The organism is Pseudomonas viridiflava, assembly GCF_900184295.1.
GTDB classification, from domain to species: domain Bacteria; phylum Pseudomonadota; class Gammaproteobacteria; order Pseudomonadales; family Pseudomonadaceae; genus Aquipseudomonas; species Aquipseudomonas viridiflava.
The window spans coordinates 4,294,582-4,320,622 of record NZ_LT855380.1; the positions used below are offsets into that span (position 1 = coordinate 4,294,582).

Below are 26,041 nucleotides of genomic sequence, written 5' to 3' on the forward strand. Positions count from 1 at the left end.
GAGCAAACCTGTGTGTTATCCGCGCCTGAACCTGCGCACGCCACGGACGAGCAATGCCCCGTATACCGATGCGTTGATCAGCAGAACGATACCGCCCAGCCAGAGCTGAATCTGTGGGGTCAGCCCTGCGGGATAGATCAGCGGGATCAGGTAATGCTCGATGAAACCGCCGTCGTAACCCTGATCGCCCGCTCTGCTGCGCAAGGCATTCTCCAGCGGCGTCAACGGGCAGTACAAATGCAGGAATTCGACTGCAGCCCCCCAGGTCATGGCAGGAAGGTGCAACAGCGCTGTCCACGGCCAACGCAGAATCAGCAAGCCGCCCAGCAGCACGAATATGATGAACAGCAGGTGAAACGTGACAACTGCATCTGCAGCCAGGCGGAAGATCATCGGTACACCTTTGAAGTAGTGAATCGAGCGGGCGGATTTATAAACCGCCCGTTAGTTCAATCTTTTAACACCCTTTATTAATCCGTTTTGAACTATCAAATCCAAAAACAATCGACGCAACTCATTGTTTTTCATGACCTTTAAAAATTGTAAGATTTTATTCAACGACGATAGAACCTTTCATGAACGGCCAGAGTCGGATGTTTCAAGCAGCTAAAACTCAAGGCTTCAGAGCCAAGAGCTTTTAACTGCAGGAACTCTAACCGGAATTACAAGAAGGAACTCACGTCATGGGCATCGGCACTATTCTTATCATCGTTCTGATTCTGCTGCTGGTCGGCGGTCTGCCGGTCTTCCCGCACTCGCGCAGCTGGGGCTACGGTCCATCGGGCGTGATCGGTACGATCCTGGTCATTCTGCTGATTCTGGTATTGCTCGGCAGAATATAACGTTCCTGCCAAAGCCCCGCCCTCACCCGCGGGGCTTTTTATTGCACAAAAAAAGCAGCCCGAGGGCTGCTTTTTTCATGAAGCGTACTGCTTAGTGTGACACCGCACCGCTGGCACCCAAGCCAGTCTGCGAACGTACGAACTGCGGGAAGAACAAGGCGCGCTCGCCCTCTGCCGCTTTCGACTTGTCGGTGATGGAGAAGAACCAGATGCCCACGAATGCGATGGCGATGGAGAACAGCGCCGGGTATTCGTAAGGGAAGATGGCTTTCGGGTTGTGCAGGATCTGCACCCAAATGGTAGGACCCAGCACCATCAGCACGACCGCACTGATCAGACCCATCCAGCCGCCGATCATGGCGCCACGGGTGGTCAGGTTTTTCCAGTACATGGAAAGCAGCAGGATCGGGAAGTTGCAGCTTGCCGCTACCGAGAACGCCAGACCTACCATGAACGCGATGTTCTGGCTTTCGAAGGCGATACCCAACAGGATGGCCACGACCGCCAGCGCAATGGTGGTGATCTTAGAGATACGAATCTCGTCCTTCTCGTTGGCCTTGCCTGCCTTGATCACACTGGCGTACAGGTCATGAGACACCGCCGATGCACCGGCAAGGGTCAGACCGGCAACCACGGCCAGGATGGTGGCGAACGCAACCGCCGAGATGAAGCCCAGGAACAGACTGCCGCCCACTGCGTCGGCCAGATGCACCGCTGCCATGTTGTTACCGCCCAACAGAGCACCTGCCGCGTCCTTGAACATCGGGTTGGTGCTGACCAGCAGGATCGCGCCGAAACCAATGATGAAGGTCAGGATGTAGAAGTAGCCGATGAAACCGGTGGCGTAGAGCACCGACTTGCGGGCTTCCTTGGCGTCGCTCACGGTGAAGAAGCGCATCAGGATGTGAGGCAGGCCTGCGGTACCGAACATCAGGGCCAGACCCAGCGAGAACGCCGAGATAGGATCCTTCACCAGCCCGCCGGGGCTCATGATCGCTTCACCTTTGGGGTGAACCTTGATGGCCTCGGAGAACAGCATGTTGAAGTCGAAGTTGACGTGCTTCATCACCATCAGCGCCATGAACGAGGCACCGGACAGCAGCATCACCGCTTTGATGATCTGTACCCAGGTGGTGGCCAGCATGCCGCCAAACAGCACGTACAGGCACATCAGGATACCGACCAGGACAACGGCCACTGTGTAATCCAGACCGAACAGCAGCTGGATCAGCTTGCCGGCACCGACCATCTGGGCAATCAGGTAGAACGCAACCACGACCAGCGAACCGCAGGCCGACAGGGTACGAATCTCTTTCTGCTTGAGGCGGTAGGAAGCAACGTCGGCGAAGGTGTATTTACCCAGGTTACGCAGGCGCTCGGCGATCAGGAACAGAATGATCGGCCAGCCCACCAGGAAGCCGATCGAGTAGATCAGGCCATCGTAGCCGGAGGTGTACACCAGTGCGGAAATACCCAGGAAGGACGCCGCCGACATGTAGTCGCCCGCGATGGCCAGACCGTTCTGAAAACCGGTGATCTTGCCGCCCGCCGAGTAGTAGTCCGACGCTGTCTTGTTTTTCTTCGAGGCCCAGTAGGTGATGTAGAGCGTAAAGCCCACGAATGCCAGGAACATCACGATCGCCGAGACGTTCAGGGGTTGTTTCTGTACCGCCCCGGTGAGGGCATCCGCCGCCATGAGGGCCGGCGCACAGATGGACAGGCCAATGGCCAGGGATAGACGACGGATCATTGCTGAGCCTCCTTGAGAATCGCATTGTTCAGGTCGTCGAATTCACCGTTGGCACGGCGCACGTAGATGGCCGTCAGGACGAATGCCGAGACAATCAGTCCAACCCCGATCGGCATTCCCCAGGTAATAGAAGAGGTCGCGCTCAGTTTGGCACCCAGGATATGTGGCCCGTACGCAATCATCAGGATGAATGCGGCATAGAGCCCAAGCATGATCGCCGAGAGAATCCAGGCGAAACGCTCTCTCTTGGAAACCAGCTCCTTGAATCGCGGGCTGTTTTGAATCGAGAGGTAAATGCTGTCGTTCATTGTTTTTGTCCTCGCAGCACAGATGAGATGTCACGTATTCCACTTTAGTCAGGTCCGGCGCGCACTCCAGACGACCTTAGTATTAGAACGACATTAGTCGTAGATTCGTGATGCTGCTCCCAATCCGCAGGCAAGAACGCTCAAGGCGCTTGAAAACTTTATCGCGGGCAAACAAAAGGCCGTCTGACAAGAACGCCAGACGGCCTTGAAAACACTGATACAGAGGCTTCGCAGTTACTTACCGGTCCAGGCAGCCACACGATCCGGGTGTTTGGACACCCAGTCCTTGGCAGCCGCTTCAGGCTTGGCGCCGTCCTGAATGGCCAACATCACCTCGCCAATTTCGTCTTTCGACGCCCACTGGAATTTTTTCAGGAAGGCCACGGCGTCCGGTGCCTTTTTCTCAAGGCCCAGGCTTGCGACGTTGTCGACGGTTTCAGCCGCACCGTAAACGCCCTTCGGGTCTTCCAGGAATCGCAGTTTCCATTTGGCGAACATCCAGTGCGGCACCCAGCCGGTCACGGCAATCGACTCCTTGCGCTCTTCGGCCCGGGTCAACGCGGAAATCATGCCTGCACCGGAACTGGCCTGCAGCTTGTAACCTTCAAGCCCGTAGTCCTTGATGGCCTGATCGGTCTTGATCATCACGCCCGACCCTGCGTCGATACCGGTGATCTTCTTCTTGAAGGACTCATCGGTCTTGAGGTCTTCAATGCTCTTGGCCTTCACGTATTCCGGCACGATCAGGCCGATCTTGGCGTCCTTGAAGTTGGGGCCGTAGTTGACGACCTGATCCTTGTACTTGGCGTAATACTCCCCATGGGTGCTCGGCAGCCAGGCGGACAGGATCATGTCGAGCTTGTCGGTGGCCACCGCCTGCCACATGATTCCGGCCGCAACGGACTGCAGTTTGACGTCATAACCGAGCTTTTGCTTGAGCACTTCGGATGCCACGAAGGTGGTGGCTACGCTATCGGACCAGCCTTCTACATAGCCAATGGTCAGCGTCTTGGTTTCAGCAAGGGCCAGCGTGGAGCTGACAGCAAGTACCAGCGCGGCACCCGCCCCCAGGATTTTTCGCATCTTCATCGTCACTTCCCCGGAAGTCCTGCGCCGACGGCTGTCGGACAGGGTTAACGTTGTTTTTCATGCCGCATGCCCACCCGAATCCGGAGCGAGCTGCGACCTGCACGTCTTGATCGCTCCTGCGCGCAACGCACGCACCGTAACGCACACTGATCATCGGCCTGCGCCGCGATCCGGCATGCTCTGCCTGCGACACCGGGACAACGGGAAACGACATCACACAGCCATCAGCGACACCACGTTCCGAAAAACGCCTCGATGGGGTTCACACCAGCATAGAAACAGGATGTGTTACCGAAGACTCACTTCCGGAAGCCTTTTCGGGTAACACGGAAACATTACCGCAAAAAGACAGGGCTTCGATTTGCACCGATTTTCAGCAAGTCATTGTTTTTAAATGACTTTAAAAAGTTGGCATGGCAACTGCTATCTCTCAGGCACAACAAAAACAAGAAATGTGCAGCAAACCAATAAAAACAAGACGTAACGGCTCTGACATAACAAGAACAACACGGACAGAGACGCAGCTAACAGATTTTTTTGGAGTGGATCAGCTTTACAGGGACTTCGCCTCGCGAGGCCCCGCAATCGGACAGAGAACAATAAAACTACCTTCAGGTAGCTCCAGAACCGGTTGGACCCCGATGTTGTGCAGACAAAGGGTTGAAGCAAGTCAGCGCTCAAAAAAATACGTTTGCTCTTGACCCCGGATGGGGGTCGCACTGAAACGCGGTAAAGGTCAGGTCACCAAAAACAACAACAGACCGCCTATAACAATAAGAAGAGCACGTGAAACACATTAGAAGGAGAGCCTCGGCTCTCCTTTGTGCTGTCTGGCATTCGGGTTTTATTTTCAGGACTGCCGAATCTTTGCACCCAACGGCCCTCAAACCCCTTCTGACAGGCAGGACTGCCTCCTGAAACGGGACGCAGGCACGCTGGATACGAACCAAATTCGATTTGGCCGAAAAAAAAGCACAGATCTGCATTGCAAAATCCACAGACCGTGTATTGTTCCGTCAGGTTTACAAGGTTCGCACCCGCAATGCGGCACTTTGGCACTACACCAGTGGTCATAGCCTGCGTACCTCATCAGCACTTCTTTCCCAAGGGATTTAGTCATGCTCCGTTTTCTGCGCTTCGCTACCGTTATTGGTGGCCTGTGTTTAAGTGCGTCCGCTCTGGCGACGAATGTCGACCCCGCCACTTATGGCTACCCGCTGACTAATCCGTTCGAAGCGACCATTGCTACAACACCTCCTGACTTGCGTCCCGACCTGCCTGATGACGAAGACATCGATCAGGATGTGTACACACTCAACCTGCACCCTGAGCGCGAGTTCACCCTGCCCGACAACTTCTGGGCCGTAAAAAAGCTTCACTATCGACTGGCCAAACAGGATCACGCCGCACCACTGATCTTCCTGATCGCGGGCACTGGCGCCCCCTACAACAGCACGATAAATGAATTCCTGAAGAAACTGTATTACGGCGCGGGTTATCACGTCGTTCAGTTGTCGTCGCCCACCAGCTACGACTTCATGAGTTCGGCTTCACGTTTCGCAACGCCTGGCATCTCCAAGGATGACGCCGAAGACCTGTACCGCGTGATGCAGGCCATTCGTGCACAACAGGCGCAACTTCCAGTGACAGACTACTACCTGACCGGCTACAGCCTCGGGGCACTGAACGCCGCGTTCGTCAGCCAACTGGATGAAACCCGTCGCAGCTTCAACTTCAAGAAAGTGCTGTTGCTCAATCCGCCGGTCAACCTTTACACCTCGATCACCAACCTCGACAAAATGGTCCAGACCAACGTCAAGGGCATCAACAACACCACCACGTTCTACGAACTGGTACTGGCCAAGTTGACGCGTTACTTCCGCCAGAAGGGTTACATCGACCTGAACGACGCCCTGCTTTTCGACTTCCAGCAGTCCAAGCAGCACCTGACCAATGAACAGATGGCGATGCTGATCGGCACCTCGTTCCGCTTCTCCTCGGCTGACATCGCGTTCACGTCCGACCTGATCAACCGTCGCGGTCTGATCACCCCACCGAAATTCCCGATCACTGAAGGCACCAGCCTGACGCCGTTTCTCAAGCGTGCCCTGCAGTGCGACTTCGACTGCTACCTGACCGAACAGGTCATCCCGATGTGGCGTGCCCGCACCGACGGTGGCAGCCTGCTGCAGCTGGTCGATCAGGTCAGCCTGTATGCACTGAAGGATTACCTGCACAACAGCAGCAAGATTTCAGTCATGCACAACGCAGACGACGTGATTCTGGGTTCGGGTGATCTGGGCTTTCTGCGCAAGACTTTCGGCGATCGCCTGACCGTTTATCCTTACGGCGGCCATTGCGGCAACATCAATTACCGCGTCAACAGCGACGCCATGCTGGAGTTCTTCCGTGGCTAAACGTCTTTTACTCCTTGCCGCCCTGCTCTGTGCCGGTACGGTTCACGCCGCTGACGCGGTCACCAGCAACAAGGCCGAGCACCCGGCGACCGTCCTGCGCCAGGTAGATGCGGATGGCTTCACCCAGCCGCTCAAGTCCCTGCAGTTCAACCCGGGCCTTGATCAGCGTGAGTTCGAGCGCGCCTCCATCAACGCGCTGGAAGTCTACGATCCGCTGGAGTCCTGGAACCGCCGGGTCTATCACTTCAACTACCGTTTCGACGAGTGGGTATTCCTGCCGGTCGTGAACGGCTATCGCTACATTACGCCTGGATTTGTGCGCAGTGGTGTGAGCAACTTCTTCAGCAACCTGGGCGACGTGCCCAACCTGCTGAACAGCCTGTTCCAGTTCAAGGGCCAGCGCTCGCTGGAAACCACCGGACGCCTGCTGCTCAACACCACCATCGGTGTCGCCGGCCTGTGGGACCCTGCCACCATGATGGGCCTGCCACGTCAGAGCGAAGACTTCGGTCAGACGCTGGGCTTCTACGGCGTGCCGGCAGGCCCGTATCTGGTGCTGCCACTGTTTGGTCCGTCCAACCTGCGTGATACCGGCGGGCTGGTGTTCGACTTCGCCGCCGAAATGCAGATCAACTTCCTCAACGTAGCCGACGTCAGTAATGACCATCCGGAAATCATGCTGTTGCGAGCCATTGACAGGCGTTATGTGACCAGCTTCCGATACGGCCAGCTGAACTCGCCGTTCGAATACGAGAAGGTGCGCTACGTCTACACCGAGTCGCGCAAGCTGCAGATCGCCGAATAAGCGAAACCTGTAGAAAAACGGCCAGCCCGAGTGATCGGGCTGGCCGTTTTTGTTTAAGACGTGTCTCGCATGGACCTGCACCCGGAGCACTCCAAACATCGATCAATTCGATTGATACACCCCACTATTCAAATCCATCCATCGATTGAACAGGCATACCATGCCGTCATTGTTACCTTACAAGAGTGCCTTTTTTCATGACTCAGTTTCGTAAAGTACTGGCGATCCAGGCAGGCCAGCCGACGTCGGATGGTGCCGGTGTGCGCCTGACCCGGGTATTTGGTGGTCAGGGTGTGGAGCAGTTCGATCCTTTTCTGATGCTCGACGAGTTTGGTTCGGACAAACCCGACGATTACATCGCAGGCTTCCCGCCACATCCGCACCGCGGCTTTGAAACCGTGACCTACATGCTCGAAGGCCGTATGCGCCACGAAGACCACATGGGTAACGTCGGCCTTCTGCAAGGCGGTGGCGTGCAGTGGATGACCGCAGCGCGCGGGATCATTCACAGCGAGATGCCAGAGCAGGAAGAAGGCGTGATGCGCGGTTTCCAGCTGTGGCTGAACCTGCCCGGCAAGAACAAACTGGCCGATGCCAGCTATCAGGACATTCAGCCGGAAAATATTCCGCACCTGACCACGCAGGAAGGCGTCGAGGTGGTGCTGATCGCCGGTCAGTTCGATGACGGCCGGATTCAACAGGTCGGTGCCGTACAGCGTCCTGACACCGAACCGTTGTATTTCGACTTCCATATGCCGACTGGCAGCCACATCAGCCCGCGTATCCCGCAAGGCCATCGTGCGCTGCTGTATGTGTACGAAGGCAGCATCGAGGTCGAAGGCTGCGCACAATCCATCGGCGCCAGCCGCATGGTGCGGCTGGGCGATGAAGGTGAGCTGCGGATCAAGAGCGCCGACGGCGCACGGGTATTGCTGATTGCCGGCAAACCCCTGCGTGAGCCGATCGTGCAGTACGGGCCGTTCGTGATGAACACCCGTGAGGAAATCGAACAGGCATTGCGCGACTTCCGGGATGACCGTCTGACGGCATGATGCATCGCGCGTCCACGTGTACAGCGAAGCGTGGCTGCGCTGTACACGGAAGCGGCATTACACCAGAACCGGGTTTTGCTTCTGCGGGTTGATCTTGTAGCGTTCGATCGCCTCGGCTACCCGCGTGCGCTCGATTTTGCCGTCATCCGCGAGCGCCTTCAGGGCTGCCAAGGCCACAAAATAGCGATCGACCTCAAAGAAGTGCCTGAGCGATTCACGCGTATCGGACTGACCGAAGCCGTCAGTGCCTAGAGCCACGAAACGGCGCATCGGTACGAAAGGACGGATCTGGTCAGCAAAGATTTTCATGTAATCGGTCGCAACGATGACCGGCCCCTCCCTGTCCGCCAGACAGCTTTCCACGTAACTCATGCGCGGTTCCTGCGCAGGGTTCAACAGGTTCCAGCGCTCGACGTCCTGCCCTTCGCGGCGCAGTTCGGTGAGGCTGGTGACACTCCAGATTTCACTGCTCACACCGAAGTCTTCTTCAAGCAGCCTGGCTGCCGCAATGACTTCCAGCAGAATCGAACCGCATCCCATCAACTGCACATGTCGCCCAGCGTTGTTCGAAGCGCTGGCCTTCAGCGGGTACATGCCTTTGATGATGCCGGCCTCGGCGCCTTCGGGCAGATCGGGGTGCGGGTAGTTCTCGTTGAGCAGCGTGATGTAGTAGTAGATGTCTTCGTTTTCCGCAAACATGCGCCGCATGCCATCCTGAATGATGACCGCCAGTTCGAAGGCAAAGGTCGGGTCGTAGGACACGCAGCAAGGGATGGTCGAGGACATGACATGGCTGTGGCCGTCATCATGCTGCAGACCTTCGCCCATCAGGGTCGTACGTCCGGACGTGGCGCCCAGCAGGAACCCGCGCGCCCGGGCATCACCCGCCGCCCAGGCAAGATCGCCGACACGCTGGAAACCGAACATCGAATAGAAGATGTAAAACGGCACGGTCATCACGCCGTGGTTGGCGTACGACGTACTGGCTGCGATCCAGGAAGAGATGGCACCGGACTCGTTGAGCCCTTCCTGCATGATCTGCCCGTCCTTGCTTTCCTTGTAGTAGCTCAGTTGCCCGGCATCCTGCGGCGTGTACAACTGGCCGACGTGGGAATGGATGCCGATCTGCCGAAACAGGTTTTCCATGCCGAACGTTCGCGACTCGTCAGGCACGATCGGCACGATGAGTTTGCCGATGTTCGGGTCCTTGAGCAGCGTCGACAGGATGCGCACGAATGCCATGGTCGTCGATATCTCGCGCTCACCCGTACCCTTGAGCTGAGTTTCCAGGGTTGAAAGTGGCGGGATCTGCAAGGTTTGTGCATCACTGAACCGGGCCGGTATGTAGCCGCCCAGTTGCGCGCGTCGGGCCTTGAGATACAACGCCTCCGTACTGCCTTCGGCGGGCTTGAGGTAAGGCAGATCGCCCAGTTGCTCGTCCGTGATCTCCAGCGAGAAGCGGTCACGGAATGCCTTGACGGCTTCTGCACCAAGCTTCTTCAACTGGTGATTGATGTTCTGCCCTTCACCCGCCTCGCCCATGCCGAATCCTTTGACGGTCTTGGCCAGAATCACCGTCGGTCCGCCCTTGTGCCGCATGGCGGCGGCGTAAGCGTTATGGACCTTCTCCGGGTCATGACCGCCACGGGAGAGCTTCCAGATTTCGTCGTCGGTCATGTCGCTGACCAGCTCCAGCAACTGCGGATATTTGCCGAAGAAGTGCTCGCGCACATAGGCGCCGTTCTGGGATTTGTAATTCTGATAGTCGCCGTCCACGCATTCCATCATGCGCTGACGCAACAGACCGCTCTTGTCCTTCTCAAGCAATGCATCCCAGCCACTGCCCCAGATAACCTTGATCACGTTCCAGCCGGCGGCGCGATACAGGCTTTCGAACTCCTGAATGACCTTGCTGTTACCGCGGACCGGGCCGTCCAGACGCTGCAGATTGCAGTTGACCACGAAGATGATGTTATCGAGCTTCTCACGCCCGGCCAGTGCGATGGCAGCCTGCGACTCGGGCTGATCCATCTCGCCGTCGCCCAGGAATGCCCAGACCTTGCGGCCCTGATGCTCCTTGAGACCACGGTTTTCAAGATAACGCATGAAGCGCGCCTGATACGCCGCCGTGATCGGGCCAAGCCCCATGGACACGGTCGGGAACTGCCAGAAGTCTGGCATCAGACGCGGGTGCGGGTAGGAGGAGATACCGTCGCGGTCGGTTTCACGACGGAAGTTGTCCAGTTGCTCCTCGCTCAGGCGGCCTTCCAGATACGCCCGGCCATAGATTCCCGGCGAAGAATGGCCCTGGATGTAAACCAGATCACCGGCAAACTGCTCGGTGCGACCACGAAAAAAATGGTCGAAACCCACGTCATAAAGCACCGCCGCCGAAGCGTAGGAGGCGATGTGTCCGCCCACACCCGAGTGCTTGCCAGCGCGCAGCACCATGGCCAGCGCGTTCCAGCGGATAAAGGCATTGATCCGTTTTTCGACCTGCAGATCGCCCGGGTAAGGCTGCTGGCGATCACTGGGGATGGTGTTCACGTAGGGCGTCGTGACCCGGCCGTAGAAGTCGCCGTGCTGCGCGACATCGAAATCCAGCAACTGATCGATCAGGTAATGCGCGCGCGAGCGCCCCTCGCTGTGAAGGACAGACTCAATCGATTCGATCCATTCGCGGGTTTCCTGCGGATCCTCGTCAAGATACCGGGGTTGCTGTGCCATCGTCGTCTCCTACTGGTGATGCGGCAGTGGGCGCCGGACCTTTCGGCGCCATGGCGAAGGGGCGCTGGATAAGCGCCCACTTCGAAAATCTGATTGCAATTGCAATCACATACCTGAATTTATCTCGTGCTCAGTTACAATTGCAACCCAATCAAATTTCAGCGAAAGGTGATTCATGTCGTCAGCCGAACCGGATACGTGGTTCAGATTCGTCAGGGCGCACCGCTGTCTGATTCGCGAAATCGAACGGCGCCTGGCTGCAGCCGAACTGCCTCCGTACGCGTGGTATGACGCGCTCTGGGGCGTGGAAAGCGGTGCCGAGGGCACGCGACGCATGCATGAACTGGCCGACGTCATGGCGATTGAGCGCTACAACCTGACGCGCCTGATCGACCGACTTGAAAGCGAAGGTCTGGTCGAACGCCATCGGTCCGACAGTGACGGCCGGGGTGCGGTCGCAACCATTACCGACAAAGGTCGGACGTTGCGTAAACGCATGTGGACGATCTACGAAGCGGCAGTTGATGAGTTGTTTCTGGCGCAGTTCGACACGCAACAGCGTCAGGTTTTCGCCGACGCACTGGAGCGCGCCGCACTGGCGGCCCGTCAAAGTGGCAAGGGCTGACATCAGGTCAGCCGGTAGCGTTGCAGGGCGCTTTTCACGAGCCGGTAATCGATCTGCCCGCCTTGCGGAGACTTGCAGGTCAGGCGGTTGAAATAGCGGGTATTTCAACAGCAGGCACCCAACCTGCCGGGGAGCCACTCAAGGCAGTCGCAGAAACCGCTTCAACTCCGCCCCTTGTGCAATCGCATCATGCCGTCCCAGTTCGATCAGTTCGCTGCAATAGCCCGATTCGAACAGCAGATAGCTCAAGACGCTGGCACCACTGGTCTTGGTTGCGCCCGGTCCGCGCAGGAACGTGCGCAAGGCAGGTGGCAGCTCGCGGCGGTGACGGGCGGCGATTTCATCCAGCGGCCGGCTCGGGGAAATTACCAGCACCTCGACCGGGGCCAGTCCTGGCTGACTCCGGGCCTCCTCGTCCTTGATCAGCGAACTGGCCATGTTCAGCCGCTCGAGCAGTTCGATATCGCTTTCCAGGTTGTCGATGAAGGTGCTGTTGAGCATGTGGCCGCTGATCTGCGCCATGCTGGGTTGCGCGCCACTGGTGGGACGCGGGGCCAGCTTCCTGGCGTGCAAGCCATGCGGATTGCCACTGACGCCGACCACCAGCACGCGATTGGCGCCCAGATGAAGCGCCGGACTGATCGGTGCCGACTGACGCACGGCACCATCACCGAAGTACTCATCCTCAAGCTTGATCGGCGCGAACAGCAGTGGAATGGCAGAGCTGGCCAGCAGGTGTTCGATCGTCAACCGAGTAGGCTTTCCAACGCGCCGGTGACGCAGCCAGGGCTCGATAGTGCCGCGCCCCTGATAGAACGTGACCGCCTGACCGGACTCGTAACCAAATGCGGTGACCGCGACCGCACGCAGGTGATGCGCTTCGATGGCCGCCTCGATTCCGTCCAGATCCAGACGCTCGGTCAACAGGTCACGCAAGGGCGAGCTGTTGAGCAGCGCAACCGGAATGTTGCGACCCAGGCCAGTCATGCTGCGCCCGAAGAATCGTCCGGCCTGACGAATCACCCCCGGCCAGTCGCTGCGCAACACCTGATGGCTGCGAAACGACTGCCAGAACTCGGTCAGCTGATGGATGGCGATACGAAAGTGCAACGCGCCGCTGGCCAGTTTCACGGCGTTGATCGCACCGGCCGACGTGCCGACGATAACGGGAAAGGGATTGGGTGAGCCGGGAGGCAACAGATCGGCAATGCCTGCCAGTACTCCCACCTGATACGCGGCACGTGCGCCGCCGCCTGAAAGAATGAGCCCGGTGACAGGCTCGACATCGTGTGCAGCAGGTGTCGCTACGGCGGATTCTGGCATCTACAACTGACCTCGGTGATCAACGACGCTTTTTATTTATGCTTCCTGTATAGCTTCGGTTCACCGGCTGGTCGACTCTTGAAGCGTCGATGGGCCCAAAGATATTGCGATGGGCATTCAGTGATAGCACTTTCTACCCATTGATTGATGCGCAGGCAATCGGCTTCGTCGCTCTCGCCGGGAAAATCCTGCATAGGCGGATGGATCACCAGCCGATAGCCACTGCCGTCCGCCAGACGCTGCTGAGTGAACGGTACGACCTGGGCGCGACCCAGCTTGGCGAACTTGCTCGTCGCCGTCACAGTCGCGGCCTGGATGCCGAACAGCGGCACGAACACGCTCTGCTTGGCGCCATAGTCCTGATCCGGTGCGTACCAGATCGCCCGGCCCGCACGCAGCAGTTTGAGCATGCCGCGCACGTCTTCGCGCTCGACCGCCAGCGAGTCCAGATTGTGGCGCTCACGTCCGCGACGCTGGACAAAGTCGAACAATGGGTTGCGGTGTTCGCGGTACATGCCGTCGATGGTGTGTTGCTGACCGAGCAGCGCCGCGCCGATTTCCAGCGTCGTGAAATGCAAGGCCATCAGAATCACGCCCTCACCCTTCTGTTGCGCGTTCTGCAGGTGCTCCAGCCCTTCGACATGGGCCAGTCTGGCCAGTCGCTGTTTCGACCACCACCAGCTCATGGCCATTTCGAAGAAGGCGATGCCGGTGGAGGCAAAGTTTTCCTTGAGCAGGCGCTTGCGTTCAGCGGCGGACATCCGAGGAAAACACAGCTCCAGATTGCGCGAGGCAATATATTTTCGATCAGTGGCGACCCGGTACATGACCGCCCCAAGCAGCCGACCGATGACCAGCAGCACACGAAACGGCAGCTGCACGATCAGCCACAGAAGCCCCAGCCCCAGCCATAGCGGCCAGAAACGAGGGTGAAGGAAACGGGCGTTAAAGCGCGGGCGATCCATTTGGGCTTCCGTCAGAACAAAGGCCGCGCATTCTACATCGGTTCGACCGGCTTGCGGCCTGCGGGCGTTCTCGTTATAAGTCTCGGCACTTTTAGCGACAAGCTGTTGTGTAAGCCGACCATGAGCCAGATTGAATCGCAAAACCCGGAACCTGTATTTCAGCTCAAGGGCAGCATGCTTGCCATCACAGTGATGGAGCTGGCCCGAACCAATCTTGAAGCGCTTGACCGGCAACTGGCGGCCAAGGTCGCGCAGGCGCCCAACTTCTTCAGCAACACGCCGCTGATCCTGGCTCTGGACAAACTTGCGCCCAACGAGGGCTCGGTCGACCTGCCGGGGCTGGTGCGCATCTGTCGCCAGCATGGCTTGCGTACCCTGGCGATCCGCGCCAACCGCATCGAAGACATCGCCGCCGCCATCGCAGTCGATCTGCCGGTGCTGCCGCCGTCCGGTGCCCGTGAGCGCGTGCTGGACCCTGTCGAAGCCGAAGCGCCGAAAAAAATTCCGGAAAAACCGCCTGAACCGACCATCAAGCCAACCCGCGTAATCACGGCGCCGGTACGTGGTGGCCAGCAGATTTATGCCCAGGGTGGCGATCTGGTAGTGGTTGCTCCGGTCAGTCCCGGTGCGGAACTTCTGGCCGATGGAAACATCCATGTGTACGGCCCAATGCGCGGTAGAGCACTGGCAGGTATCAAGGGCGATACCAAGGCACGGATTTTCTGCCAGCAGTTGAGCGCTGAACTCATTTCAATCGCCGGGCAGTACAAGGTGTCTGAAGACCTGCGCAGGGACCCGCTTTGGGGCTCGCCGGTCCAGGTCAGCCTTTCCGGTGATGTGTTGAACATCATTCGGCTTTAACGGATACTGCCGCAATTTTCAAAGTATCCCTGATTCGTCGCGAAAACGTAGTAAAGGTTGTAGGAAATCCTGGGGAGCGCTGCTCTTCAGCCGGTAAATGAGTCGAAAGTTGCAGCGTCCAGCTCTCTTTCCAGGACCAGGCCATACGATTTCCTTGATTCTTCGACTGACGCCGCGTCAAGGGATGCTCTTCAGGGACCAAAAGTCCTTTTCCTCTAGGGGTGATTCACCTTGGCCAAGATTCTCGTTGTTACATCCGGCAAGGGTGGTGTGGGCAAGACCACCACCAGCGCCGCTATCGGTACAGGCCTCGCCATGCGCGGCCACAAGACTGTCATCGTCGACTTCGACGTCGGCCTGCGTAACCTCGACCTGATCATGGGTTGCGAACGTCGTGTCGTTTACGACTTCGTCAACGTGGTCAACGGCGAGGCCAATCTGCAGCAGGCGCTGATCAAGGACAAGAAGATCGAAGGTCTGTTCGTACTTGCAGCCAGCCAGACCCGTGACAAGGAAGCACTGACCAAGGAAGGCGTCGAAAGAGTCCTGATGGAACTCAAAGAAACGTTCGAATACATCGTCTGCGATTCTCCGGCAGGTATCGAAACCGGCGCGCACCTGGCGATGTACTTCGCCGACGAAGCGATCGTCGTGACCAACCCTGAAGTGTCGTCGGTCCGTGACTCCGATCGCATGCTGGGCCTGCTGGCCAGCAAATCCCGCCGCGCCGAGAACGGCGAAGACCCGATCAAGGAACACCTGCTGTTGACTCGCTACAACCCTGAGCGCGTCAGCAAGGGCGAGATGCTCGGTGTTGAAGACGTCAAGGAAATCCTTGCTGTCACGCTGCTGGGCGTCATTCCCGAGTCGCAAGCGGTACTCAAGGCCTCCAACCAGGGCGTGCCCGTTATCCTCGACGACCAGAGCGACGCAGGTCAGGCGTACAGTGACGCCGTTGACCGCCTGCTGGGCAAGACGGTGGACCACCGGTTCCTGGATATGAAGAAGAAAGGATTGTTTGAACGCCTGTTCGGGAGCAATTAATGAACATTTTTGACTTCTTTCGTGACCGCAAAAAAGAAAGCACGGCCTCGGTAGCGAAAGAGCGTCTGCAGATCATCGTTGCCCACGAACGTGGCCAGCGCAGCACACCGGACTACCTTCCTGCACTGCAGAAGGAACTGGTGGAAGTGATCCGCAAATACGTCAATATCGAGTCCGATCAGGTACAGGTCGCTCTGGAAAACCAGGGCAGTTGTTCGATTCTGGAACTCAATATCACTCTGCCCGATCGCTGATCAGGCAGTCGTCTTCGGCGGTATCGGTGCCCTCATCAAGAGGTAGCGCCTTTACCGCCGTTGGCGTTTCTCGCGTTTCGAGGCCGTTGCATGCCGTTGTCGAACATCCGCATCATTCATCAGGACGCCGCCGTTCTGGTGATCGATAAGCCTACCCTGCTGCTGTCCGTTCCCGGTCGTGCCGACGACAACAAGGACTGCCTGATTACCCGTCTGCAGGAAAACGGCTACCCCGAAGCCCGCATCGTCCATCGTCTGGATTGGGAAACCTCGGGCATCATTCTGCTGGCCCGCGATGCCGACACCCATCGTGAGCTGTCGCGTCAGTTTCATGACCGTGAAACCGAAAAGGCCTACACCGCGCTGTGCTGGGGCCAGCCTGCGCTGGACAGCGGCAGTATCGACCTGCCATTGCGCTACGACCCGCCGACCAAACCGCGTCATGTGGTGGACCACGAGGCGGGCAAGCACGCGCTGACGTTCTGGAAGATCATCGAGCGCTACGATACGCACTGCCGTGTCGAGCTGACCCCGATCACCGGTCGCTCGCACCAGTTGCGGGTGCACATGCTGTCCATCGGGCACCCGCTGCTCGGCGACGGCCTGTATGCACATCCCGAGGCGCTGGCGGCATACCCGCGTCTGTGCCTGCATGCCAGCATGCTGAGTTTCACGCATCCGGTGACCGGCGAGCGTCTGACCTTTGAGTGCCCTGCTCCGTTTTGATGTCGACATTCGCAGACAAGCGTTCGCGTATAAAGCATTTAGCTCGCTGAACAAGCGCAGCTCTGGTGGGAGCGGAGGCAGCTTGCCGAAATCTCGTATGGCTGCGAGCGATAGCGGCGTTTCCCACGTACAGAGTTCGCGGCCAATGCGGTAAACTCGCGCCATTGCTGTCTGGAGCTAGTTATGCGCGAAGAGTTGAATAAAGGCCTGATCGATTTCCTCAAGGCCTCTCCTACACCGTTCCATGCCACCGCCACCCTCGTACAACACCTTGAAGCTGCCGGTTTTCAGCGTCTGGACGAGCGCGACACCTGGTCCATCGAGACCGGCGGGCGTTACTACGTCACGCGCAATGACTCCTCCATCGTCGCCGTCCGCATGGGCCGTCAGTCGCCACTGACCGGCGGTATCCGCATGGTCGGCGCGCACACCGACAGCCCGTGCCTGCGGGTCAAGCCGCAACCCGAGCTGCAACGTCAGGGTTTCTGGCAACTGGGCGTGGAAGTCTACGGCGGCGCACTGCTGGCCCCGTGGTTCGACCGCGACCTGTCGCTGGCCGGCCGTGTCACGTTCCGTCGTGACGGCAAGGTCGAAAGCCAGCTGATCGACTTCAAGTTGCCGATCGCGATCATTCCCAATCTGGCGATCCACCTGAACCGCACCGCCAACGAAGGCTGGCCGATCAATCCGCAGAACGAACTGCCACCGATCCTGGCCCAGGTGGCCGGTGACGAACGTGCAGACTTCCGCGCCCTGCTGACCGATCAACTGGCGCGCGAACATGGCTTGAACGCCGACGTGGTGCTGGATTACGAGTTGAGCTTCTACGACACCCAAAGCGCTGCAGTGGTCGGCCTGAACGGCGACTTCCTGGCCGGTGCGCGTCTGGACAACCTGTTGTCCTGTTTCGCCGGGCTGCAGGCGCTGCTCAACAGCGACAGCGATGAAACCGCCCTGCTGGTGTGCACCGACCACGAGGAAGTCGGCTCGTCGTCAGCCTGCGGTGCGGACAGCGCGATGCTGGAACAGATCGTTCAGCGCCTGCTGCCGAGCAGCGAAGACTACGTGCGTACCATCCAGAGATCGCTGCTGATCTCGGCTGACAACGCCCACGGCATTCACCCCAATTATGCCGACAAGCACGACGCCAACCACGGACCGAAGCTCAACGCCGGGCCGGTGATCAAGGTCAACAGCAACCAGCGTTACGCCACCAACAGCGAAACCGCCGGTTTCTTCCGCCATCTGTGCATGGCCGAAGAAGTGCCGGTACAGAGTTTTGTGGTGCGCAGCGACATGGCGTGCGGCTCGACCATCGGGCCGATCACCGCCAGCCATCTGGGTATCCGCACCGTCGACATCGGTCTGCCGACCTTCGCCATGCACTCGATTCGCGAGCTGGCCGGCAGCCATGACCTGACGCATCTGGTCAAGGTACTCACCGCCTTCTACGCCAACCACGAGCTGCCGTAACCCCGCGCATTACGTTCGCGGGCCTCGGCGGCCCGCGGACAACAGGCTTCATCCCTCAGATATCCCGCACCATTGCGCTCACGTGAATGGCATCGTGACGCCAGTATTCCAGATCGCAATCGATCAGACGGCCCTGCTGGTCGTAGTTGATCCGCGCAATGCGCAAACCCGGACTGCCGACAGATACTTTCAGAGCCGCTGCGGCTTCGGCGTGCAACGCGGTGGGCACCATCTCGAAGCGGACCTGCCCGTAACGCAGGTCGTATTGACGGGCATACAATTCGGTCAGTGACTGCTCCATGTCGAAATCCAGAATCCCCGGAAAGAACTCCGGCTTCAGGTAGTGCTCGACGTACAGCACCAACCGCTGATCGATGCGACGTGCGCGGCAGATCTGAATGACGCTGGACAACGCAGGCAGCTCCAGCATGGCGCAGATCATTGCCGAGGCAGGCTGCAGACGTGCCGACAGGACCTGAGTGTGCGCCACTCGTCCCTGTGCCGAGACCATCGCGTGAAAGTGACTGCGACGAATCAGGTCATAGGCCAGTCGCGGAGGCGATATGAACCAGCCACGACGTTCCTCGCGATACACCAGCCCCATTGCCTCCAGCTGTACAAGCGCCTCACGCAAGGTAATACGCGTGGTGTCGAACACCTCGCTGAGCTTGCGCTCGGCAGGCAGTTTGCTGCCAGGCGGCAACAGGCCGTGCTCGATCTGCTCTTGCAGGGCGTGGCAAATGGTTGTTACCGCTCGTGGCACATCTTCGCGCATTCAGCTACCTGTCTGGACTAGACCAGCCCTGTCGTGGGGCACGCTTTCACCCCTGCCGTTGTCGTCAGCCGTGTTGCAGCAAGCCTAGGCCGGGTCTATGACCGTCCTGTGACACGCTGCTACAGGATCCATGCCAATCCCCGCTCACACCGCCCTCAAGCCCTTGAACAGCAAGCACTTGAGTCTGGTCTACGCTTAGCGCCAGGCAGTCCCCGAATGCAGGCAATGTGGAATCAACCACGCGGCCCGACACGAAAATGTCATGCAACAGGCCTAACTTGGCTCAGGTATTGCTGATCTAGACCAAACCATCCGCAACGAACACTTCCGGTAAAGAAGTGCACTAGGAGCTTCGAATGAAACATCTTTTGTTGGCATCACTCCTCGGCTCGGCCATCGCCATGAGCGCGTCAGTCATGGCTGCGGACACAGACCTCAAGACCCTGGAAGCCGCAGCCAAGGCTGAAGGCGCCATCAACAGCCTCGGCATGCCGGATGACTGGGCGAACTGGGGCGGCATCTGGACCGATCTGGAAGCCAAATACGGTCTCAAGCACACCGACACCGACATGAGTTCGGCGCAGGAAGTGGCCAAGTTCGATGCGGAAAAAGACAACGCAAGCGGCGATATCGGTGACGTAGGCGCAGCCTTCGGCCCCATCGCTGTCGCCAAGGGCGTTACCCAGCCTTACAAACCAAGCACCTGGAACCAGATTCCAGACTGGGCCAAGGACAAGGAAGGCCACTGGGCATTGGCCTACACCGGCACCATTGCGTTCATTGTGAACAAGAACCTGCTGCACGGATCCGAAATCCCGAAAACCTGGGCCGACCTGAAAACCGGCAAATACAAAGTCTCCATCGGTGACGTGAGTTCTGCTGCCCAGGCGTCCAACGGTGTGCTGGCCGCTGCTTTCGCCATGAAAGGCGACGAGGCCAACATCGAACCAGGCCTGCAACTGTTCACCGAACTGGCCAAACAGAAGCGCCTATCGCTGGCCAACCCGACCATCCAGACCATCGAAAAGGGTGAAGTCGAAGTGGGCGTGGTCTGGGACTTCAACGGCCTGAACTATCGCGCCAAGATGACCAAGCCTGATGATTACGTGGTGCTGATCCCATCGGACGGCTCGGTGATCTCCGGCTACACCACCATCATCAACAAGTACGCCAAGCACCCGAATGCCGCCAAACTGGCGCGTGAGTACGTGTTCAGCGACGCGGGCCAGATCCAGCTGGCCAAAGGCAACGCACGTCCGATTCGTGCCGAGCATGTCACCCTGCCTGAAGACGTGAAAGCCAAGCTGCTGCCAAACGAGCAGTACAAGAACGTCACGCCGATCAAGAACGCAGAAGCCTGGGAAAAGACCTCCAAGGCCCTGCCTCAGAAGTGGAACGAGCAAGTCATCATCGAGATGAACTGATGCTCTGCGCGACTCAAGGATGATGTCGCATCTCATGCACGGGCGAGCCCTCCTCGCCCGTGCCGGGTCATGCCATATCCGCACCCAAGCGAGTTGCCCATGAAACACAATGTCATCCTCATCGTGCTCGACGGCCTCAATTACGAAGTGGCACGGCATGCGATGGGCCATCTTCAGGCCTGGCACGCCGCCGGACGCGCAGCGCTGTACAAGCTGGAATGCGAATTGCCCGCGCTGTCACGCCCACTCTACGAATGCATCCTGACCGGCGTCGCGCCCATCGAAAGCGGCATCGTGCACAACAACGTGTCGCGCCTGTCCCGTGAACGCAGCGTGTTTCACTATGCCCGCGACGCCGGGCTGAGCACGGCGGCTGCGGCCTATCACTGGTTCAGCGAGCTGTACAACCGCACGCCGTTCGAGGCGGCACGCGACCGAAACACCGATGCACCGGAACTGCCGATTCAGCACGGGCTGTTCTACTGGGCAGACCATTATCCGGATTCACATCTGTTCGCCGACGCAGAAAGCCTGCGCCTGAAACACGCGCCGAATTTTCTGTTGATTCACCCCATGAACATCGACGACGCCGGGCACAAGCACGGCCTCGACACCCCGCAGTACCGCAACAGCGCACGCAGCGCCGACATCATTCTGGCCGACTACCTGCAGGGCTGGCTGGACGCGGGCTATCAGGTGCTGATCACCGCAGACCACGGCATGAACAACGACCGCTCGCACAACGGCCTGCTGCCCGAAGAGCGCGAAGTACCGCTGTTCGTGCTGGGCGAGGCATTCAGCCTGGACCCTGACGCCAGACCTCGCCAGACCGAGCTGTGCGGCACGATCTGCGAACTGCTCGGCGTGCCCCACGACAAACCCGTCTGCCGGGAGATCCTCAATTGACCACCTTTACCCGAGGCAAATGGCTGGCGCTGTTGTGCCTGGTGCCGTTTGCACTGTTCTTCATCGTGTTCCAGATCGCGCCGCTGTTCTGGGTGGCAATCCACAGCGTGCAGAGCGACAGCGGCTGGGGCCTGGAGAACTTCAGCAAGGCGTTCAATTCGCGCTTCTATCGCCAGGCCATGCAGTTCAGCCTGGAGATCAGTTTCTGGTCGAGCCTGTTCGGCATTCTGATTTCGATCCTCGGCGCCTATTCGTTGCGCAAGGTGGACTCGCGACTGCGGGACTTCGTCAATTCCTTCGCCAACATGACCAGCAACTTCGCCGGTGTTCCGCTGGCATTCGCCTTCATCATCCTGTTGGGCTTCAACGGCGCGCTGACCCTGATCCTCAAGGACGCCGGGATCATCGATGACTTCAACCTGTACTCCAAGACCGGGCTGATCATCCTCTACACCTACTTCCAGATTCCGCTCGGCGTCCTGCTGCTGTACCCGGCGTTCGATGCCGTGCGCGAGGACTGGAACGAGTCGGCCGCCCTGCTGGGCGCCAGCAGCTTCCAGTTCTGGCGCTATATCGGCCTGCCCGTGCTGACACCTGCCCTGCTCGGCACCTTTGTCATCCTGCTTGCCAATGCCCTGGGTGCGTACGCTACGGTCTACGCGCTGACCACCGGCAACTTCAACGTACTGCCGATCCGCATCGCCGCCATGGTGGCGGGCGACATCACGCTCGACCCGAACATGGCCAGTGCGCTGGCGATGATTCTGGTAGGACTCATGACCCTGGTGACGGTCATCCATCAGTGGCTGTTGAAAAGGAGCTACCATGTCGCGCGTTGAAAAAGGGCCTGCCGGCGTCTACCACAAGACCGTGGTGTGCCTGCTGTTCCTCACTCTGCTGCTGCCCCTGGCGGGCACCTTTGTGTATTCGATATCGACCAGTTGGTCGGCAACCATTCTGCCCAGCGGACTGACCTTCAAGTGGTACGTGGCGCTGTGGAGCGATCCACGCTTTCTGGCTGCATTCAGCCAGTCACTGCTGGTCTGCGTCGGCGCGCTGATGCTGTCGGTGGTGCTGATTCTGCCGCTGCTGTTCGTGGTGCATTATCACTTTCCGCGCCTCGACGGACTGATGAACATCCTGATCCTGCTGCCCTTCGCCGTGCCGCCCGTGGTGTCGTCGGTGGGCCTGCTGCAGTTGTATGGTTCAGGCCCGATGGCGATGGTCGGTACGCCGTGGATTCTGATCGGCTGCTATTTCACCGTCGCCCTGCCCTTCATGTACCGCGCCATCACCAACAACCTGCAGGCGATCAACCTGACCGACCTGATGGACAGCGCGCAGCTGCTGGGTGCCAGCACCTGGCAGGCGGCGTTCATCGTGGTGCTGCCGAACCTGCGCAAGGGCCTGATGATCGCGCTGCTGCTGTCGTTCTCCTTCCTGTTCGGCGAGTTCGTGTTCGCCAACCTGCTGGTCGGTACGCGCTACGAAACCCTGCAGGTCTACCTCAACAACATGCGCAACAGCAGTGGCCACTTCAACAGCGCACTGGTGATTTCCTACTTCCTCTTCGTGCTGGTGCTGACCTGGGCCGCCAATCGACTGAACAAGGACAAAGACTGAGATGAGTTTTGTCAGCATTGAAAACCTGCAGAAGAGCTACGCCAGCACAGCGGTGTTCAGCGACATCAACTGCGCCATCGAAAAGGGCGAGTTCGTCACCCTGCTCGGCCCGTCCGGCTGCGGCAAGTCCACCCTGCTGCGCTGCATCGCGGGCCTCACGTCAGTGAACAGCGGCAGCATCCTGCTTGACGGTCAGAACCTGGTACCGCTGGCCCCGCAGAAGCGCAACATCGGCATGGTGTTCCAGAGTTACGCGCTGTTTCCCAACATGACGGTCGAGCAGAACGTCGCCTTCGGCCTGCGCATGCAGAAGGTCAGCCCTGACGACAGCCAGAAACGGGTCGCTGAGATTCTCAAGCTCGTCGAACTGCAGGACTACGCCAAGCGCTATCCGCATCAGATGTCCGGCGGTCAGTGCCAGCGCGTGGCGCTGGCCCGCTCGCTGGTGACACGTCCGCGACTGCTGCTGCTGGATGAGCCGCTGTCGGCACTGGATGCACGGATCCGCAAGCACCTGCGTGAACAGATCCGGGCGATCCAGCGCGAACTGGGCCTGACCACCATTTTCGTGACCCACGATCAGGAAGAGGCGCTGACCATGTCGGACCGCATCTTCCTGATGAACCAGGGTCGTATTGTGCAGAGCGGCGATGCGGAAACCCTCTACACCGCGCCAGTGGACGTGTTCGCGGCAGGCTTCATCGGCAACTACAACCTGCTGGAAGCCGACGACGCCAGCCGCCTGATGCAGCGCCCGATCAACAGCCGCATCGCGATTCGGCCTGAATCCATTCAACTGAGCCTCACCGGCGAACTGGAAGGCGAAGTGCGCAGTCACAGCCTGCTGGGCAACGTCATTCGCTACCGCGTGCAGGCGCGCGGCGTGGAATTGGTGGTCGACGTACTCAACCGCAGCGCGGATGATCTGCACCCTGACGGCCGCCGGGTGACGTTGAATATCGAGCCCTCGGCCCTGTGCCCGGTGGCTTGACCGACAAATGATTTAAGGATGCACGCAATGGCTTTAGCAATTTTCGACCTGGACGAAACCCTGATCGGCGGTGACTGCGCCACCCTGTGGAGCGAGCAGATGGGCCGCCTCGGCTGGGTCGATCCGGTTTCGTTCATGCAGCGCAACGACGAGCTGATGGCCGCCTACAGCGCAGGTGAGCTGGCGATGGAAGATTACATGGCGTTCAGCCTTGAACCGATGGCAGGTCGCACGCCGGAAGAAATCGATCACCTCGTAGGTCCATGGGTGGAAGACGTGATCGAGCCGATCATCTACAGCGACGCCTGCAAATGCATCGCCCAGCATCGCGCCAAAGGTGATCGAATTCTGGTGATCTCTGCATCGGGCGTGCATCTGGTCAAGCCGATTGCCGAACGTCTTGGCATCGACGAAGTGCTGGGTATCGACCTGGACGTGCAACACGGCGTTTACAGCGGTGGCACGGTCGGTGTGATGACCTATCGCGAAGGCAAGATCACCCGCCTGATGGACTGGCTGGATGCCGAAGGGGAAAACCTGGAGGGAGCGAGTTTCTATTCGGATTCGCGCAACGATTTACCGTTGCTGCTCAAGGTTGACCATCCGAACGTGGTCAATCCGGATCCGGTGCTGCTCGAGCATGCGCAGAAGGCCGGATGGCCAGTGCACAGCTGGACCTGAAGCATTTCAGCCAAGACTCAGCCCGCTGAAGAAACACTACCCATTGTGAGAGGCGCCACCACGTCTTCGACATAGCGCTGTCGCGCAGCAAACTCAGTGGGAGCGGACTTGTCCGCGAAAAGACCAGTACATCCGACGAATATTCATCGCCTGAAATACAGTATTCGCGGACAAACGGAACGCCGCCCGGTCCGCTCCCACAAAATCGCTTTCCCTCAGTGGTTTACAGGTTGTTTGATAAGAGGCGGCTTGCCGGCGATGAACGATGACGCGATTTTCCTGACACACCGCGTCGAATGCATCGCCGGCAAGCCGCCTCCCACAGTCAGACGGTTACCAACTCGCGGCCCGTAAAGGCCACGCTCATCACTTCAGGCTTTCGTCGATCACCACCACGATCTTGCCGGAGACCTGATTGGTCGCCAGCTCTTCGAACGCGGCTTCTGCGTCGTTGATCGAAAAGGTTTTGGCCAGTTGCGGTTTCAGGCGACCTTCCGTGAACAGCGGCCAGACGAACTGCCCCAGATCACGCAACAGGTCAGCCTTGAACGTTTCATCACGGCTGCGCAGGGTCGAACCCATCAAATGGATACGCTTGCCCAGCACATGAGCCAGATCCACCTGTGCTTCGCGCCCGCCCATCGTGCCGATCAGCACCCAGCGGCTGTCCAGCCCCAGCAGCTTGACGTTCAGCTCGGCATAGTTGCCGCCGACCGGATCGAGGATGACGTCGAACGGTGCGAAATCGCTCAAAGCCTCCAGACTTTCGCTGCGCACCACGCCGCCCTGCGCTCCCAGCTCGACGCAGTACGCCAGCCGCTCAGCCGATCCGACACTGACCCAGACCGGGCTGCCGAACGCCTTGCAAAGCTGAATACCGGCTGAACCAACGCCACTTGCGCCCGCGTGCAGCAGCACCTTTTCGCCAGGCTTGAGACCCGCGAGCTGAAACAGGTTCAGCCAGGCCGTGGCGTAAACCTCGGGGATCGCGGCGGCTTCGTGCAGCGACAGGCCTTCCGGCACCGGCAGCACATGACGCGCATCCACCACCACTTCTTCGGCCATCGCCCCGCCCGCCAACAGCGCGCAGACGCGGTCTCCGACCAGCCAGGACGTACCCGGACCGACTTCGGCAATGACGCCGGAGCACTCCAGCCCCAGCACGGTGGTAACACCCGGCGGCGGCGGATATTTACCCGCGCGCTGCAACAGATCGGCCCGATTCAAACCCGCCGCAGCGACTTTGATGCGAACCTGCCCCACATCGAGAGCCGGACTTGGCTCTTCGACCCATTCCACATGTCCTTCCACGCCTTGCAATGCCTTCACAGTGCCTCCATAGTGAGTCCAGACTGAGCCCGTGGCTGTTTGCCCGGGCTT

25 protein-coding genes are annotated in these 26,041 nt (G+C 59.0%); 16 read left to right on the forward strand and 9 right to left on the reverse strand.

What is annotated here, in order from left to right:
• Positions 1-15: 15 nt before the first annotated feature.
• The gene (locus CFBP1590_RS19165) at positions 16-393 is read right to left on the reverse strand and encodes a DUF2784 domain-containing protein (protein WP_088235751.1); all 378 of its coding nucleotides are present in this window, start codon (positions 391-393) and stop codon (positions 16-18) included.
• A 290-nt stretch (positions 394-683) separates the two neighbouring features.
• Between CFBP1590_RS19165 and CFBP1590_RS19170 the strand changes: the two genes are divergently transcribed.
• Complete coding sequence (locus tag CFBP1590_RS19170) at positions 684-842, forward strand: DUF3309 family protein (RefSeq protein ID WP_004879412.1); 159 nt, start codon at positions 684-686, stop codon at positions 840-842.
• A gap of 91 nt (positions 843-933) precedes the next feature.
• Here the strand turns inward: CFBP1590_RS19170 and CFBP1590_RS19175 are convergent, their stop codons facing one another.
• From CFBP1590_RS19175 to CFBP1590_RS19185, 3 genes are all read right to left on the reverse strand, one after another.
• Positions 934-2,592: a cation acetate symporter gene (locus CFBP1590_RS19175; protein WP_025992966.1), complete on the reverse strand. Its 1,659-nt coding sequence runs from the start codon at positions 2,590-2,592 to the stop codon at positions 934-936.
• A complete protein-coding gene (locus CFBP1590_RS19180; RefSeq protein ID WP_004879410.1) occupies positions 2,589-2,900 on the reverse strand; it encodes a DUF485 domain-containing protein in 312 nt (103 codons plus the stop codon). Before CFBP1590_RS19180 ends, CFBP1590_RS19175 begins: the two co-directional genes overlap by 4 nt.
• Before the next feature lie 234 nt (positions 2,901-3,134).
• A complete protein-coding gene (locus CFBP1590_RS19185; protein WP_029241928.1) occupies positions 3,135-3,989 on the reverse strand; it encodes a glycine betaine ABC transporter substrate-binding protein in 855 nt (284 codons plus the stop codon).
• A 1,118-nt stretch (positions 3,990-5,107) separates the two neighbouring features.
• On the opposite strand from CFBP1590_RS19185, the gene mlaY reads away from it, so the two are divergent.
• From mlaY to CFBP1590_RS19200, 3 genes are all read left to right on the forward strand, one after another.
• On the forward strand, positions 5,108-6,406 hold the full coding sequence (gene mlaY / locus CFBP1590_RS19190) for a lipid asymmetry maintenance lipase MlaY (RefSeq protein ID WP_004879401.1): 1,299 nt from the start codon (positions 5,108-5,110) through the stop codon (positions 6,404-6,406).
• On the forward strand, positions 6,399-7,211 hold the full coding sequence (locus CFBP1590_RS19195; RefSeq protein ID WP_043304726.1) for an MlaA family lipoprotein: 813 nt from the start codon (positions 6,399-6,401) through the stop codon (positions 7,209-7,211). Before mlaY ends, CFBP1590_RS19195 begins: the two co-directional genes overlap by 8 nt.
• A gap of 197 nt (positions 7,212-7,408) precedes the next feature.
• The gene (locus tag CFBP1590_RS19200; RefSeq protein ID WP_058431944.1) at positions 7,409-8,263 is read left to right on the forward strand and encodes a pirin family protein; all 855 of its coding nucleotides are present in this window, start codon (positions 7,409-7,411) and stop codon (positions 8,261-8,263) included.
• 57 nt (positions 8,264-8,320) lie between these two features.
• Here the strand turns inward: CFBP1590_RS19200 and aceE are convergent, their stop codons facing one another.
• The gene (gene aceE / locus CFBP1590_RS19205) at positions 8,321-10,990 is read right to left on the reverse strand and encodes a pyruvate dehydrogenase (acetyl-transferring), homodimeric type (RefSeq protein WP_088235752.1); all 2,670 of its coding nucleotides are present in this window, start codon (positions 10,988-10,990) and stop codon (positions 8,321-8,323) included.
• A 175-nt stretch (positions 10,991-11,165) separates the two neighbouring features.
• Here aceE and CFBP1590_RS19210 point away from each other — a divergent pair, with 175 nt between their 5' ends.
• Positions 11,166-11,615: a MarR family winged helix-turn-helix transcriptional regulator gene (locus CFBP1590_RS19210; protein WP_088235753.1), complete on the forward strand. Its 450-nt coding sequence runs from the start codon at positions 11,166-11,168 to the stop codon at positions 11,613-11,615.
• A gap of 138 nt (positions 11,616-11,753) precedes the next feature.
• Here CFBP1590_RS19210 and CFBP1590_RS19215 read toward each other — a convergent pair whose 3' ends face one another.
• Positions 11,754-12,938 carry a patatin-like phospholipase family protein gene (locus CFBP1590_RS19215; RefSeq protein ID WP_088235754.1) on the reverse strand — a complete coding sequence of 395 codons (1,185 nt, stop codon included), beginning with the start codon at positions 12,936-12,938 and terminating at the stop codon, positions 11,754-11,756.
• Between the two features lie 32 nt (positions 12,939-12,970).
• Positions 12,971-13,903, reverse strand: coding sequence for a lipid A biosynthesis lauroyl acyltransferase (locus tag CFBP1590_RS19220; protein ID WP_029241934.1), 933 nt, complete (start codon positions 13,901-13,903; stop codon positions 12,971-12,973).
• 120 nt (positions 13,904-14,023) lie between these two features.
• On the opposite strand from CFBP1590_RS19220, the gene minC reads away from it, so the two are divergent.
• The 5 genes from minC (at position 14,024) to CFBP1590_RS19245 (ending at position 18,261) form a co-directional block, all read left to right on the forward strand.
• A complete protein-coding gene (minC, locus tag CFBP1590_RS19225) occupies positions 14,024-14,764 on the forward strand; it encodes a septum site-determining protein MinC (protein ID WP_004879392.1) in 741 nt (246 codons plus the stop codon).
• Positions 14,765-14,995: 231 nt separating this feature from the next.
• Positions 14,996-15,808: a septum site-determining protein MinD gene (minD, locus tag CFBP1590_RS19230; RefSeq protein ID WP_043304722.1), complete on the forward strand. Its 813-nt coding sequence runs from the start codon at positions 14,996-14,998 to the stop codon at positions 15,806-15,808.
• Positions 15,808-16,062, forward strand: coding sequence for a cell division topological specificity factor MinE (gene minE / locus CFBP1590_RS19235; protein WP_004879390.1), 255 nt, complete (start codon positions 15,808-15,810; stop codon positions 16,060-16,062). Before minD ends, minE begins: the two co-directional genes overlap by 1 nt.
• A 90-nt stretch (positions 16,063-16,152) precedes the next feature.
• Positions 16,153-16,788 (forward strand): RluA family pseudouridine synthase, encoded by a 636-nt coding sequence (locus tag CFBP1590_RS19240; protein ID WP_004879389.1) that lies wholly within the window; start codon positions 16,153-16,155, stop codon positions 16,786-16,788.
• Between the two features lie 183 nt (positions 16,789-16,971).
• Positions 16,972-18,261, forward strand: coding sequence for a M18 family aminopeptidase (locus CFBP1590_RS19245; RefSeq protein ID WP_088235755.1), 1,290 nt, complete (start codon positions 16,972-16,974; stop codon positions 18,259-18,261).
• 55 nt (positions 18,262-18,316) lie between these two features.
• Here the strand turns inward: CFBP1590_RS19245 and CFBP1590_RS19250 are convergent, their stop codons facing one another.
• Positions 18,317-19,036, reverse strand: a complete 720-nt coding sequence (locus CFBP1590_RS19250) for a UTRA domain-containing protein (protein ID WP_029241937.1) — start codon at positions 19,034-19,036, stop codon at positions 18,317-18,319.
• A 356-nt stretch (positions 19,037-19,392) separates the two neighbouring features.
• On the opposite strand from CFBP1590_RS19250, the gene CFBP1590_RS19255 reads away from it, so the two are divergent.
• From CFBP1590_RS19255 to CFBP1590_RS19280, 6 genes are all read left to right on the forward strand, one after another.
• Positions 19,393-20,460, forward strand: a complete 1,068-nt coding sequence (locus CFBP1590_RS19255; RefSeq protein WP_025995135.1) for an ABC transporter substrate-binding protein — start codon at positions 19,393-19,395, stop codon at positions 20,458-20,460.
• A 99-nt stretch (positions 20,461-20,559) separates the two neighbouring features.
• Complete coding sequence (locus CFBP1590_RS19260; protein WP_088235756.1) at positions 20,560-21,366, forward strand: alkaline phosphatase family protein; 807 nt, start codon at positions 20,560-20,562, stop codon at positions 21,364-21,366.
• Positions 21,363-22,205 carry an ABC transporter permease gene (locus tag CFBP1590_RS19265; protein ID WP_025995137.1) on the forward strand — a complete coding sequence of 281 codons (843 nt, stop codon included), beginning with the start codon at positions 21,363-21,365 and terminating at the stop codon, positions 22,203-22,205. Before CFBP1590_RS19260 ends, CFBP1590_RS19265 begins: the two co-directional genes overlap by 4 nt.
• The gene (locus CFBP1590_RS19270; RefSeq protein WP_058431938.1) at positions 22,192-22,989 is read left to right on the forward strand and encodes an ABC transporter permease; all 798 of its coding nucleotides are present in this window, start codon (positions 22,192-22,194) and stop codon (positions 22,987-22,989) included. The genes CFBP1590_RS19265 and CFBP1590_RS19270 overlap by 14 nt, the downstream gene beginning before the upstream one ends.
• A gap of 1 nt (position 22,990) precedes the next feature.
• Complete coding sequence (locus CFBP1590_RS19275) at positions 22,991-23,980, forward strand: ABC transporter ATP-binding protein (RefSeq protein WP_029241942.1); 990 nt, start codon at positions 22,991-22,993, stop codon at positions 23,978-23,980.
• Positions 23,981-24,007: 27 nt separating this feature from the next.
• A complete protein-coding gene (locus tag CFBP1590_RS19280) occupies positions 24,008-24,661 on the forward strand; it encodes an HAD family hydrolase (protein ID WP_029241943.1) in 654 nt (217 codons plus the stop codon).
• Positions 24,662-25,027: 366 nt separating this feature from the next.
• Here CFBP1590_RS19280 and CFBP1590_RS19285 read toward each other — a convergent pair whose 3' ends face one another.
• Positions 25,028-25,990: an NAD(P)H-quinone oxidoreductase gene (locus CFBP1590_RS19285; RefSeq protein ID WP_088235757.1), complete on the reverse strand. Its 963-nt coding sequence runs from the start codon at positions 25,988-25,990 to the stop codon at positions 25,028-25,030.
• Positions 25,991-26,041 lie beyond the last annotated feature (51 nt).

What these genes read in the sequence shown, in the direction of transcription:
- CFBP1590_RS19165 (WP_088235751.1), bottom strand. Translation starts at nt 393, where the DNA reads ATGATCTTCCGCCTGGCTGCAGATGCAGTTGTCACGTTTCACCTGCTG.
- CFBP1590_RS19170 (WP_004879412.1), top strand. Translation starts at nt 684, where the DNA reads ATGGGCATCGGCACTATTCTTATCATCGTTCTGATTCTGCTGCTGGTC.
- CFBP1590_RS19175 (WP_025992966.1), bottom strand. Translation starts at nt 2,592, where the DNA reads ATGATCCGTCGTCTATCCCTGGCCATTGGCCTGTCCATCTGTGCGCCG.
- CFBP1590_RS19180 (WP_004879410.1), bottom strand. Translation starts at nt 2,900, where the DNA reads ATGAACGACAGCATTTACCTCTCGATTCAAAACAGCCCGCGATTCAAG.
- CFBP1590_RS19185 (WP_029241928.1), bottom strand. Translation starts at nt 3,989, where the DNA reads ATGAAGATGCGAAAAATCCTGGGGGCGGGTGCCGCGCTGGTACTTGCT.
- mlaY (WP_004879401.1), top strand. Translation starts at nt 5,108, where the DNA reads ATGCTCCGTTTTCTGCGCTTCGCTACCGTTATTGGTGGCCTGTGTTTA.
- CFBP1590_RS19200 (WP_058431944.1), top strand. Translation starts at nt 7,409, where the DNA reads ATGACTCAGTTTCGTAAAGTACTGGCGATCCAGGCAGGCCAGCCGACG.
- aceE (WP_088235752.1), bottom strand. Translation starts at nt 10,990, where the DNA reads ATGGCACAGCAACCCCGGTATCTTGACGAGGATCCGCAGGAAACCCGC.
- CFBP1590_RS19210 (WP_088235753.1), top strand. Translation starts at nt 11,166, where the DNA reads ATGTCGTCAGCCGAACCGGATACGTGGTTCAGATTCGTCAGGGCGCAC.
- CFBP1590_RS19215 (WP_088235754.1), bottom strand. Translation starts at nt 12,938, where the DNA reads ATGCCAGAATCCGCCGTAGCGACACCTGCTGCACACGATGTCGAGCCT.
- CFBP1590_RS19220 (WP_029241934.1), bottom strand. Translation starts at nt 13,903, where the DNA reads ATGGATCGCCCGCGCTTTAACGCCCGTTTCCTTCACCCTCGTTTCTGG.
- minC (WP_004879392.1), top strand. Translation starts at nt 14,024, where the DNA reads ATGAGCCAGATTGAATCGCAAAACCCGGAACCTGTATTTCAGCTCAAG.
- minE (WP_004879390.1), top strand. Translation starts at nt 15,808, where the DNA reads ATGAACATTTTTGACTTCTTTCGTGACCGCAAAAAAGAAAGCACGGCC.
- CFBP1590_RS19240 (WP_004879389.1), top strand. Translation starts at nt 16,153, where the DNA reads ATGCCGTTGTCGAACATCCGCATCATTCATCAGGACGCCGCCGTTCTG.
- CFBP1590_RS19245 (WP_088235755.1), top strand. Translation starts at nt 16,972, where the DNA reads ATGCGCGAAGAGTTGAATAAAGGCCTGATCGATTTCCTCAAGGCCTCT.
- CFBP1590_RS19250 (WP_029241937.1), bottom strand. Translation starts at nt 19,036, where the DNA reads ATGCGCGAAGATGTGCCACGAGCGGTAACAACCATTTGCCACGCCCTG.
- CFBP1590_RS19255 (WP_025995135.1), top strand. Translation starts at nt 19,393, where the DNA reads ATGAAACATCTTTTGTTGGCATCACTCCTCGGCTCGGCCATCGCCATG.
- CFBP1590_RS19260 (WP_088235756.1), top strand. Translation starts at nt 20,560, where the DNA reads ATGAAACACAATGTCATCCTCATCGTGCTCGACGGCCTCAATTACGAA.
- CFBP1590_RS19270 (WP_058431938.1), top strand. Translation starts at nt 22,192, where the DNA reads ATGTCGCGCGTTGAAAAAGGGCCTGCCGGCGTCTACCACAAGACCGTG.
- CFBP1590_RS19275 (WP_029241942.1), top strand. Translation starts at nt 22,991, where the DNA reads ATGAGTTTTGTCAGCATTGAAAACCTGCAGAAGAGCTACGCCAGCACA.
- CFBP1590_RS19280 (WP_029241943.1), top strand. Translation starts at nt 24,008, where the DNA reads ATGGCTTTAGCAATTTTCGACCTGGACGAAACCCTGATCGGCGGTGAC.